This is a genomic window from Flavobacterium sp., assembly GCF_027484705.1.
Classification (GTDB): Bacteria; Bacteroidota; Bacteroidia; order Flavobacteriales; family Flavobacteriaceae; genus Flavobacterium.
The window spans coordinates 138,689-150,619 of the sequence record NZ_JAIXSL010000008.1 but is presented as its reverse complement, the minus strand read 5'-3'; the positions used below and the strand labels follow the sequence as shown (position 1 = coordinate 150,619).

Here is an 11,931-nt window from a genome sequence, read left to right as displayed (position 1 = left end):
GTTGGGATGGAACTATCAATGGATTGACGTTGCCTACATCAGATTATTGGTTTAGGGTATTTTATAAAGAAAATGGCGAGGCTAAAGAATTCAGGTCTCACTTTTCTTTGAAACGATAACTAAGAGTACTGAAAAGTATCGCGGAATATTTTTAAATGGAATCGTCAAGCTAAAGCAAAAATTTATATCTTTGACCAATTCGTAAATAAATGGGAAGAAATCAATATAAATGGCGCATTATGCAGTGTCTGGTTTTGGAAAAGAATAGACTTTTTTGACAGATTTTAAATTCACAATAGGTTGTATTTATAAAGCAGTATTAATAAAATTTCATTGCCCCAATTTCACTAAAACGATAAATAAAATGAATATTAAAAAGTTATCATTATTAATTGTGTTGTTTGTGTCTCAATTCTCATTTTCTCAGGAAGGAATTGCAGTTTATTCAGATTACTTATCGGATAATTATTATTTATTGCACCCATCGATGGCTGGCGCAGCGAGTTGTACAAAAATCAGAATGACCGGTCGTCAGCAATGGTTCGGACAAAAAGACGCTCCATCCATGCAGACCCTAAGCATTAATGGTAAAATCGGTGATAGCGACCAATCAGGTGCAGGGGTTATAGTATATAATGACAAAAATGGTTACCATTCACAACAGGGAATTAAAGCAACTTATGCGCATCATATTATGTTTTCAAGAGATGCAGTCGATTTGAATCAGGTATCTTTTGGTTTGAGTGTTGGTCTGGTTCAAAGTTCGTTGGATGAAACAGAATTTTTACAATCAGGTTTTTTTGATCCAATTATTGACGGTACTATCGTTCAAAAATATTCTTATTTCAATGTTGATTTGGGAATGTCTTACAATTATTTGGAATTCTACACACATGTGACCGTTAAAAATGCCATTGAAACCAGAAGAAAAATCTATTCTGAATATGAAGATGATAACATCAGAAAAGTAATCATCAACTCAGGGTATGTTTTTGGAGAGCAGGACGGTTTGCTTTGGGAGCCTTCAATCATGTTTCAATTGGTGAATCAAACCAAAGAAAAATCAATCGATGTCAATTTGAAAGCCTATAAGCAATTGGATTTTGGTAAGCTCTGGGGCGGACTTTCTTACAGAAGAAGTTTGGATGGCGCCGAATACAGAAAAGGAGGAAGTACCGAAGTGCAAAAACTGCAATACATTACGCCAATTGTTGGGGTAAATTATAAGAATTATATGTTCTCTTACACCTATTCAGTGGTTACCGGAGCAGTTAAATTTGACAACGGAGGGTATCATCAGATTACTTTAGGGATGAACATCTTTTGCAAGCCTGAGAAATACCACTGTAATTGTCCGGCAATCAACCCATAAAAATTTAATGTCCCGATATTCTCGGGACTTTTTTTAACTATGATCATAAAAACGGTAAACGGAAAATCGCCTAACATTCCTGAAGATTGTTATATCGCAGACAACGCTACAATTGTTGGTGATGTTACATTTGGAGCTTCTTGCAGCATTTGGTTTAATGCAGTCGTTCGAGGTGATGTCAATAGCATTTCGATAGGGAATAAAGTCAATATCCAGGATGGTGCGGTCATTCATTGCACTTACCAAAAACATCCCACTAAAATCGGTAACAATGTATCCATTGGTCATAATGCTATTGTTCATGGCTGTGTTGTAGAAGATAATGTACTTATCGGAATGGGAGCTATAGTGATGGATAAATGCGTGATTGAGAGTAATTCCATTATTGCAGCCGGAGCAGTGGTGACTCAAAACACCATTGTGCCTTCGGGAACCATTTATGCCGGAGTTCCAGCGAAATGGGTTAAAGACATTGATGCCTCAGATTTTGCAGGAGAAATCGAACGCATCTCCAACAATTATGTGATGTATTCGGGTTGGTTCAAAGAGGATTAAAAATCTTTAAATTCAACTTTATATTGATGGTTTAAAATAGCATCCAAAACTTTAGGATCACCATTCGAATAAAATATAGTTGTACTTTTTCCTTCGGTGTGCAAATTAGAATAGGCGTTTAAAACATTATAAGTTTGTCTGGCAACCGCTTCTCCTGAATCGATGATTTTGATGTTGGGTGGAAGTATCTTCTTGAGTTGCGGAATCAGATAAGGATAATGGCTGCAACCCAGTACCAAATAATCAATATTTTCTTTAATCATAGGTTCGAGATAGGAGTGTAGCAGATGGTTCATTTCGGACGAATTTAGTTTTCCGCTTTCAATAAGTTCTACTATACCGTGTCCGATTTGTTCTATGATGATCGTGTCTTGATAAATTTCTACAGCTTTATTAAAAAGTTCGCTACTGAGGGTTCCTTTGGTGGCTAAGATTCCTATTTTTTGTGTTTTTGATTGGATGGCAGCGGGTTTGATGGCGGGTTCGATTCCAATAAACGGAATGTCATATTTTGCCCGTAATTCCTTGATAGCATTGGTTGTTGCGGTATTGCAGGCCACAACAATAATTTTAGCATTTCGCTCTAAAAGAAATTCTGTATTCTTGATGCTCAAAGCGATAATCTCATCTTTAGATTTGAGTCCGTATGGGGCATTTTTACTATCAGCAAGATAGATCGTATCTTCAAAAGGCATCAAGTCATGAATGGCTGACCAAATCGAGGTGCCGCCAATGCCTGAATCAAAAAGACCAATAGGGTTGTTGTTTGCCATAAACCAAAGGTAAAAAAAATACTCCATCTGGAAATTTCCAAATGGAGTAAGTTATATGATTGTGATGGTTTATTAAAAACCTAAATCTTTTTTAACATCAGCAGTCAAATTCGGACCATCAGTTAAAAGAAGTCCTTCTGAATTCAACACATATTGAAAACCTTTCGCTTTACCAACTTTTTGAATCGAAGCTTTTACTTTTTCCATAATCGGTTTTACGATATCGGCTTCTTTTTGTTGCAATTCTTTTTGAGCGTTGTCTCTGTAATCAACAATTCTTTTTTGCATGTCCTGCACTTCTTTCGAACGTGTTTCGTTTACAGCATCAGTTACAGTTGTAGCTTCTTGTTCGTATTTTTTTAATTTTCCTTGATATTCATCCACCATTGTTTTGTATTCAGTGTCATAAGTGCCGCTCAGTTTTTCTAATTGTTTTTGTGCCTCTAACATGGCTGGCATTTTCGACATTAGTTCACTGACATCAACGTGAGCAACTTTTGCCTGAGCTTGAATTTTCTGGCCACCTACAACAAAAATAAATGCTGTTATTACTAAAATTTTGAATTGTTTCTTCATTTTTAAAATATTAATTAATTTGTTTAATCTTGCTTTCCTTCTTTAAGTTTGTCTTCTTTAGCTTTCTTTGCCGCTTCTCTGTCTTCCAGTATTTTTTTCTTTTTATCTTCGAGTGCCTTTTTGCGATCAGCTAAAATTTTAGCTCTGTCCTCGGCTGATTTTTGTTTTTTGACGACCGCTGTACTATCGGCTTCTTTTTTGGCAGGTTTTTCGTCAAGTTTGATGTCATCAGTTTTACTTGAAACGGTATCCTTACTGGTTTTTTTACTTTCTGCTTTTGCAGGAATCGGGGTTCCGTTCTTTTTGGCTTCTTTAGCAGCAAGCATTTGTTGTTTTCTTTCTTCGGCAACTAATTTTTTGTCTGCAATCAGTTTGTCTCTGGCTGCTTTTCGTTCGGCTAATTTTTTGTTTCTTTCGGCCAAGGCTGGACTTTCGTCTTCCATGTTTTCTAAAGCCTCTTTCTTAGCTTCTTCTTTTTGTTCTTTTTTAGAAATGCCTTCTTTTCGTTTGTTCGATCTTGTGATTACCCGGACTACTTGGTCGCTGATGTCATAACGCTTCGCAGCAAATAAAATGGTTAAGTCGGATGTTTTATCAAATATGAAATCATATTTTTTGGCTTCTGCAATGTCTTGTGCGGCATTAAAGACTTGGTCCTGAACAGGCTGCGCTAAAACCGCTTTTTGAATCGTCAAATCGCCTTTTGGGCCGAATCTCTTTTCCTGATAATCTAATAGTTCTTTTTCCTGAAACGCAATTTCTTCTTCTCTTTCTTCTAATAATTCTTTCGTCAATAGCACGCGTTCTGTAGCTAATAAATCTTTTAGCCTTGAAACCTCATTCTTTTTAGTTTCGATTTCCTGTTTCCATTTTTGGGCTTTTTGCTCCAATTGGTTTTTTGCTTCATTGTAATCTGGTACATTTTGAAGAATGTATTCCATATCGATATAACCAATTTTTACGCCTCTGGACTGTGCATGAACCGCTGTAGAAACAGCAATCATCATCAACAGTGCTATTATATGTTTTCTCATACATTCAAAATTTTAGAAAATACCATGCCAAATATAGTTAATTTTAAAATTGCTGACCAATTATAAAATGAGTTTCCAATCCATTTGCTTTCGTTTGTCCGGTCAGTGGATCAAATCCGTACCCGAAATCAATACCGAGCAATCCGAAAGCCGGCATGAATATCCTTAATCCCGCTCCCGCTGAACGTTTCAACTGGAATGGATTGTATTTATTAAACGACTCATATGCGTTTCCACCTTCAACGAATCCTAAGATATAAATTGATGCTGCGGCTTTTAATGTTATTGGATAACGCAACTCCATAGAGAATTTATTGTATATCGGCCCACCATCATCGGTAGATAATGAATTGTTAGGATAACCTCTAAGCTGAATGACTTCTCTTCCGTCCTGAGCAAAATTCGCCAAACCGTCACCTCCGACAAAGAAACGTTCGAATGGAACCAGTCCTCGCTCATTGTTATATGCTCCTAAATATCCAAATTCACTTAAAGTACGCAATACCAATTTACCATAAATTTTTGTAAACCAATCAGCTTTGAATTTAATTTTATAATATTCTAGCCAATTGAACCTTTTCTGGTCGATTTTCGAATTATCTTCAGTAGCGTCCTGATAGGTAAGCGCCCTGTTTCCGTTCGCATCGATATATTGTCCCGGTAAAATTTCTCCAGTGCCGTCGGCTGTCCTAATGTTGGTGGTACCTTCATTCTGTAGCTTATACGGCTCCTGATTTTTTAAATCACCATAATCGACGCCGTTGAACAACGAATACGGTAACGTGAATTTTCCGGAAATGCTGAATTCAGATCCATACATCGGGAAAATCGGATTGATTCCTTTGTTATTTCTACTCAAACCAATGGTGTAAGCAAGGTTTCTCGATGACCCATCGCCGAAAGTAAACAGACCGATATTGTAGTTGTTCAAATCATAATACTGAAAACTCAACGATTGGGACAATTGAAAAAAGTCATCCGGAACCGTCAGTCTTTTCGCAATACCGACACTGGCTGAAATAATATTAAAGTTCCTGCTTTTGTCTACGCCCGAACTCGTATTCGCAAATTGTTTACTATAGGCCAAAGAGCTGCTGAACTGAATTGGTTTTTTGCCGCCAAACCAAGGTTCCACAAACGACACGCTATAGGTCTGGAAATAAGAGCTTCCCTGCAAACGCAACGATACTTTTTGTCCGTCTCCCATAGGCAATGGTTTGTAGGCTTCTTTTTTGAAAATGTTGCGTGCGGAGAAATTATTGAAAGACAATCCCAACGTACCTATAAAGCCGCCGCCGCCATAACCACCTTGCAATTCGATTTGGCTCGAACCTTTTTCCACTAATTTGTATTCGATATCCACGGTTCCTGCCCCGGCATCTACATTTTTGAATACAGGTTCGATAGCTTCCGGATCAAAATAACCCAATTGTCCGATTTCACGAATCGTACGCACCAATTCTTCCTTGCTGTATTTCTGACCCGGTTTGGTTCTTAGTTCACGGTAAATCACGTTGTCATTGGTTTTGTCATTCCCGACTACGGTAATTTTATTGAAATACGCCAACGGACCTTCGACAATTCTAATCTCGAAATCGATGGTGTCGTTGTATGTTTTTACTTCAACGGCATTGATGTTAGAAAACAAATAACCACTGTTTTGATACAAATTCGTAATGTCTTCTCCGTCTGGTTTTGATTTGTCCGCGATTCTTTTCTCCAATAAAACACCATTATAAACGTCGCCTTTTTTGATGCCGAGAATGTTTCTGAGGCCATTGTCCGGATAAATCGTGTTTCCTAAAAACTTGATGTTACCAAAATAATATTTTCGACCTTCTTCAATATTGATTTTGATCGATAAATCTTTTTTATTTTTATTGAAAGCCACACTGTCTGACACGATTCTGGCATCGCGGTAACCGTTCTCTTTATACTTATCGATGATTTTGGTTAAATCTTCCTTGTATTTGTCTTTGATATATTTCGAGGCTTTAAAGATCCTGAGCGGATTTTTCTCTTTGGTGTTCTTCATCGCCTTATGAAGTTTGTAGTCTGTGAATTTTTCGTTTCCGGTAAAATCAATATCCTTGACTTTGATTTTATTTCCCTTGTAGACATTGATATACATCTTCACTTCATTACCGCTTGTAGTGTCAGGAACTGTGGTAATGGTTACCTTGGAATTGTAGAAACCGTCTTTTTTGTATTTGTTTTCAATGTAATTTCTGGTCGTGGTGATCAGGTTTTCGTTGACGATTTTGCCTTTGGTCAATCCGTTTTCCTTGATGAATTCTTCTGATTTCTTTTTCTTGATACCGGCAAATTTTGCTTCACTGAGTTTGGGCAATTCGGTGATGTTCAATTGCAGATAGATGCTATCACCTGCTATCTTGTTGATGTAAAAATCAATCTCACTGAAAAGGCCAAGTTTGCCTAATTTCTTGATGGCATTACTGATTTCTTCACCGGGAATCGTCACGTTCTGGCCTTTTTCGAGACCTGCAAAAGTAACTACGGTTTGTTTGTTATAACTGATTTTTCCGATGACATCAACATCGGCTAAAATGTATTTAGTGCCTTGATCGAACGGGATTTTATCTTGTGCCTTGATTTGGGAAATACATCCAAAAAATAATAGGGTAACGACTAACTTTATTCTTTTATATAACACTAAAAAATTATTTAATTTGTTCACTTGTTTTTCCAAACCTTCGTTCTCTTTTTTGATAGCTTATGATGGCTTCGTATAAATCTTCATCCTTAAAATCCGGCCACAAAACCGGGGTAAAATACAATTCCGCATAAGCAATTTGCCACAACAAAAAATTACTGATTCTGTGCTCGCCGCTGGTTCTGATTAATAAATCAACGTCGGGTAAATTTCGCGTGTAAAGATGCTGATTAATAATCGATTCGTCAATACTGTCAATTGAAATTATATTATTTTTAACTTTATCAGAAATTTCCTTTACCGCCGTGATGATTTCTTCGCGTGAGCCGTAGCTTAAGGCCAACGTGAGTGTCATTCTGGTATTGGTTTTCGTAGATTCAATCACTTCTGAAAGTTCTTTTTTGGCTGACTTAGGCAATTTGTCGAGATTTCCGATGGCATTCAGCCGGATGTTGTTCTCGGTTAATGTTTTGAGTTCGTTGCGCAAGGAATTGATGAGTAGTTTCATTAAAGTATCTACTTCCAATTTTGGGCGGTTCCAGTTTTCGGTGGAAAATGCATACAATGTAAGATTTTCAATACCCAATCGCGCACAGGTTTCTACAGTGGTGCGCACGGATTTGGTTCCGTTTTCATGGCCAAAAGCGCGTAGTAAACCTTTTTGTTTCGCCCAACGACCATTGCCATCCATGATAATCGCTAGATGTTTGGGTAGATTGTCTTTATTTATTTTATCTAATAAACTCATCATATTAATCCGCGCAAAAACACGGTTTCTCTCCAAAAGTGTATGTTAACGTAAAACCGGTAAACATATACCAATCTTTACTTGTGAGGTTGCCAAACTGCAAATTTTTCATGTTTCCATTGGTAGGATTGCTCCCATCCAGGTCATCTTTAAAGGTGTTTCGGGCCGCTACTTCAAATCCGATTACAAAACTGCCGAACACCCTTCCTTTAACTCCTACAGTCATTGGAATGGCAAAAGTTCTGTAGGTCTTATCTTTATTTGGCCCGCCATACTGAAAATACAAACCATCGTAAAACAGATAACTCAAGCCTGTAAATACATAAGGCGTAAATTGCGGTTTTGAATCATGCAAATCGAAAGTGAAAAAATCAAACTCCAGACCCGCGGTCAATTCTTTCATGCTGTTTTTGAAACGGTAATTTCTTTCCTGCCTTGAGTCGATTTCTGAATCAGCATCATCACCCGCTACGGTCGATTGGGTATAGGAAAACCTCCAGGAATGCCTTGGGCTTCTATTCCATTTATACAACAACCCAAAAGCTAATTTGTTCGGTGCGATGTAGGTGGTTGATCCGACATCGCCTATAAAATTGCTGCCTCCTAAAAACACCCCAACTTCATGGATTTGTGCTTCCACAGCCGCTGTAGCAAACAAGAAAAAAAATATAATAAAAAATCTATTCATTCCATTAAAAATAGCGTGCAAATATAATAATAATGAGGTCTCCATTGACATCAAATTTGGATTTATGTTAAAATAGGAATAATCTGCCCCTGAATGAACAAATCCGGTGTCAAAGTGAAGTAGCAAACGCTGTTTTATCGGCAATTAGTATGCGGCGCCCAAACTATGAGGTTAATTTCTTTTGTCCTCACCCCAAAGCAATTTGTTGCGCAGTGTTTTGAGAAAAGTTTCCTCAGGAATTTCGACCATATTGATTTTAAATGGCGTTTTCCGGATAATCAAAACCGATTCGTTTTTCACCGATGCGATTCTTGAATCAAGTGAAATCAAATACAGTTCTTCGCGCCCGGTTACTTTCAAACGGATTTCAGTAGTATCCGGAATGACCAATGGACGCGCGTTTAAGTTATGCGGCGCAATCGGAGTAATCACAAAACTGCCCACATCAGGCGTCAGAATCGGGCCGCCACAACTGAGCGAATAACCAGTCGAGCCTGTCGGTGTTGCGATAATCAATCCGTCGGCCCAGTAAGAATTTAGGTATTCGTCGTTCAGGTAAGTTTCAATCGTGATCATCGAAGTGGTGTCTTTTCGGCTCACGGAAATCTCATTCATCGCAAAATTGAGTTCTTGGATGTCAGGATTCTCCGGAATACAATCTAACGACAACAAACTTCTAGGGGAAATCGTATATTTTTTCTCGATGACAAATTGCAGGAAATTTTCAATGTTTTCCTTCTGTACCGACGCCAAAAAACCCAATCTTCCGGCATTGACACCAAGAATCGGGATGCCGGAATCGCGAACAAGCGTCACGGCACGCAATATCGTTCCGTCTCCGCCAATGCTGAGTAACATATCAAAACTGCTGTTGAGTTCGGCGTGCGAACTGAAAGTTTTATATTCTTTGGCTACGATTTTCTTTTCATACAACAACTTCAGGAAGTCGGCTTCTATGACCATCTCGACATTGTTCCGATTAAAAAAAACAAAGATGTCCTTAATAATGGGTTCGGTACTGTTTTGATAATATTGTCCGTAGATCGCTACTTTCATTTGTTGTGGATTGGTTATTTAGTTATTCGGTTATTTGGTTATTCGAATCCACAAATAACCAAATCCACGAATCCACTATATATTAAGGTACTTGTCTAAATAATCCGAACGCTCTTTGAGGTTGGTGATGTAATTGTCTTCCTGATGCTCCGAAATAATTTCATAATTGTAGCGTCGGAACGTCTGGATGATTTCGTTCATCGCACCCAAACTAATTTTAACCGTAATCTGAACTGTGTCAGCCTTAGCTTCCGAAATGAACAACCCTAAAAGTCTGCCGTTGTTGCTTTCCACAATCTGCGTAATCTGGCTCATCGAATAATCCAAAATCGCTTTCTGCACCACGATGATACCGCCGGGTTCTTTTAAAAAGGGCGTTTCATGGAAAAATTTGATAATATCTTCTAGTTCATAATAACCAACATACAAATTATTCTCATCGAGAACCGGAACGATATTCGAATGGTTTTTGGCGAAAACCTCCAACACGTCAAGCCAAATCATCGAAGTTCTCACAAAGAAAGGCTCCAGCGTATAACGATAATCCCCAACTTTCTTGTCGGCATCAAAAGTGTCGACATCGTCCAAAGCAATCGAACCGATGTAAACGCCTTCCTCGAGCACCGGAAAATGCGAATAAGTCATTTCATGGAAAAAATCCTGAACATCCACAATAGTTTCCTTACTGTCAATGGCCTTGAAATCGTTGTTGATATAGTCTTTAATCTCTTTCATATTGGGTATCGAATCGTTGACGCAAAATAATCAAATTTATGCCACACCACCTAGTTTAACTTCGTATTTTTGTACGGATTTGATTTAAAAATCCATCGCAACCATGACAAAGTTAAGTGTAAATATCAACAAAATCGCTACGCTGCGCAACGCACGTGGCGGAAATGTTCCGAATCTGCTGCAAGTCGCTACCGATATCCAGCGTTTTGGGGCGCAAGGCATCACCATTCATCCGCGGCCCGACGAGCGTCACATCAGATACCAAGATGCGCGCGATCTCAAACCAATTGTCTACACCGAATTCAACATCGAAGGCAATCCGCAGCACAATTTCATCGACCTCGTGCTCGAAACAAAACCCACGCAAGTCACTTTGGTTCCTGACGCGATTGGCGCGATTACCTCAAGTGCGGGCTGGGATACGATAAAACATCAAAGCTATCTCAAAGAAGTCATCGCCGAATTCCAACGCCACAACATCCGGACTTCGATTTTTGTCGATCCGGTTTTATCGATGATCGAAGGCGCGAAAGCCACCGGAACTGACCGCATCGAACTTTACACCGAAGCCTTTGCTCACGAGTATAGTTTAGGAAATCACAAAGGCATCGAGCCATACATCAACGCCGCTGAACTCGCCAACGAACTCAGTTTAGGCATCAACGCCGGACACGATTTGAGTCTCGACAACATTCAGTTTTTCAAGCAAAACATTCCGGGGCTGCTCGAAGTTTCCATTGGTCATGCGCTGATTTCAGAAGCTTTATATTTAGGTCTTGACAACGTCGTGAACATGTATCTGAACAAATTGAAATAAGGCGTGCCCACAAGGGTCAGGCTATTCGCACTCGCTTTTTTCCGCCGAACACCGTCGCAAAAAGAGCTCAGACAATGCTGCTATCCTTCACGCACTTTCCGTAATCATAAAAACCCAATCTTCAAATGACACTCTACTCCAAAATAGAAGGTACAGGCAAACCTCTCTTAATTCTCCACGGCTTCTTCGGTATGTCCGACAACTGGAAAACGCTCGGCACGCAATACGCAACGCTTGGTTACGAAGTGCACATGCTCGATTTGCGCAACCACGGCAGAAGTTTCCATTCGGACGAATTCAATTATGAGGTGATGGTGCAGGATATGGTCGATTATTGCCAAGAACATCAATTAAAAAATATCGACATCATCGGACATTCTATGGGCGGAAAAGTCGCGATGCTTTTGGCAGTCGAACATCCGGATTTGATCAATAAACTTATTGTCGCCGACATTGGCCCGAAATATTATGCGCCGCACCATCAGGATATTTTAGCGGGTTTGAATGCTGTAGATTTTTCAAAAAAACCATCACGCACCGAAGTCGATACGATTGTCGCGCAACACATTCCCGATTTTGGCACACGCCAATTCCTGATGAAAAGCCTGTATTGGCAAACACCCGAACAACTGGCTTTCCGTTTCAATTTGACGGTTTTCAATAAAGAAATAGAGCAAATCGGCACAGCGCTTCCAGAAAACGCACATTTCGATAAACCCACTTTGTTTATCCGTGGCGGGAATTCCAAATACATCAAAGACGAAGATTGGGCTGGTATTGAGCAACATTTTCCCAAAGCGGTTTTAGAAACCATTCCGAATGTTGGGCATTGGTTGCATGCTGAGAATCCAAAAATGTTTTTTGAAATCACAAGCAGATTTTTGATTTAAAATTTCAAAACAC

Annotated in this window: 13 protein-coding genes; 5 read left to right on the top strand and 8 right to left on the bottom strand. The window is 39.0% G+C overall.

Translation table 11 applies throughout. From position 1 onward, the window contains the following. Positions 1-14 precede the first annotated feature (14 nt). The 3 genes from Q0058_RS05105 to Q0058_RS05095 all read left to right on the top strand — a co-directional run bounded on the left by Q0058_RS05105 (position 15) and on the right by Q0058_RS05095 (position 1,927). On the top strand, positions 15-119 hold the full coding sequence (locus tag Q0058_RS05105; RefSeq protein ID WP_298220534.1) for a hypothetical protein: 105 nt from the start codon (positions 15-17) through the stop codon (positions 117-119). A gap of 245 nt (positions 120-364) precedes the next feature. Next, positions 365-1,372: a type IX secretion system membrane protein PorP/SprF gene (locus tag Q0058_RS05100; RefSeq protein WP_298221663.1), complete on the top strand. Its 1,008-nt coding sequence runs from the start codon at positions 365-367 to the stop codon at positions 1,370-1,372. 39 nt (positions 1,373-1,411) lie between these two features. After that, positions 1,412-1,927 (top strand): gamma carbonic anhydrase family protein, encoded by a 516-nt coding sequence (locus tag Q0058_RS05095; RefSeq protein ID WP_298221662.1) that lies wholly within the window; start codon positions 1,412-1,414, stop codon positions 1,925-1,927. Here the strand turns inward: Q0058_RS05095 and murI are convergent. The 8 genes from murI to Q0058_RS05055 all read right to left on the bottom strand — a co-directional run bounded on the left by murI (position 1,924) and on the right by Q0058_RS05055 (position 10,211). Beyond that, the gene (gene murI / locus Q0058_RS05090; RefSeq protein WP_298221661.1) at positions 1,924-2,700 is read right to left on the bottom strand and encodes a glutamate racemase; all 777 of its coding nucleotides are present in this window, start codon (positions 2,698-2,700) and stop codon (positions 1,924-1,926) included. The genes Q0058_RS05095 and murI overlap by 4 nt on opposite strands. A gap of 72 nt (positions 2,701-2,772) precedes the next feature. Next, positions 2,773-3,276 carry an OmpH family outer membrane protein gene (locus Q0058_RS05085; protein ID WP_298221660.1) on the bottom strand — a complete coding sequence of 168 codons (504 nt, stop codon included), beginning with the start codon at positions 3,274-3,276 and terminating at the stop codon, positions 2,773-2,775. 23 nt (positions 3,277-3,299) lie between these two features. Beyond that, positions 3,300-4,310 carry an OmpH family outer membrane protein gene (locus Q0058_RS05080; protein ID WP_298221659.1) on the bottom strand — a complete coding sequence of 337 codons (1,011 nt, stop codon included), beginning with the start codon at positions 4,308-4,310 and terminating at the stop codon, positions 3,300-3,302. 43 nt (positions 4,311-4,353) lie between these two features. After that, positions 4,354-6,984, bottom strand: coding sequence for a POTRA domain-containing protein (locus Q0058_RS05075; protein ID WP_298221658.1), 2,631 nt, complete (start codon positions 6,982-6,984; stop codon positions 4,354-4,356). 7 nt (positions 6,985-6,991) lie between these two features. Next, complete coding sequence (locus tag Q0058_RS05070; RefSeq protein WP_298221665.1) at positions 6,992-7,732, bottom strand: isoprenyl transferase; 741 nt, start codon at positions 7,730-7,732, stop codon at positions 6,992-6,994. Positions 7,733-7,736: 4 nt separating this feature from the next. Further along, on the bottom strand, positions 7,737-8,420 hold the full coding sequence (locus Q0058_RS05065; RefSeq protein WP_298221657.1) for a DUF6089 family protein: 684 nt from the start codon (positions 8,418-8,420) through the stop codon (positions 7,737-7,739). Positions 8,421-8,591: 171 nt separating this feature from the next. After that, positions 8,592-9,476 (bottom strand): NAD kinase, encoded by an 885-nt coding sequence (locus Q0058_RS05060; RefSeq protein ID WP_298221656.1) that lies wholly within the window; start codon positions 9,474-9,476, stop codon positions 8,592-8,594. 75 nt (positions 9,477-9,551) lie between these two features. Then, on the bottom strand, positions 9,552-10,211 hold the full coding sequence (locus tag Q0058_RS05055; protein WP_298221655.1) for a CBS domain-containing protein: 660 nt from the start codon (positions 10,209-10,211) through the stop codon (positions 9,552-9,554). A 103-nt stretch (positions 10,212-10,314) separates the two neighbouring features. Here Q0058_RS05055 and Q0058_RS05050 point away from each other — a divergent pair, with 103 nt between their 5' ends. Then, positions 10,315-11,028, top strand: coding sequence for a pyridoxine 5'-phosphate synthase (locus tag Q0058_RS05050; RefSeq protein ID WP_298221654.1), 714 nt, complete (start codon positions 10,315-10,317; stop codon positions 11,026-11,028). A 125-nt stretch (positions 11,029-11,153) separates the two neighbouring features. Further along, a complete protein-coding gene (locus tag Q0058_RS05045) occupies positions 11,154-11,918 on the top strand; it encodes an alpha/beta fold hydrolase (protein WP_298221653.1) in 765 nt (254 codons plus the stop codon). Positions 11,919-11,931 lie beyond the last annotated feature (13 nt).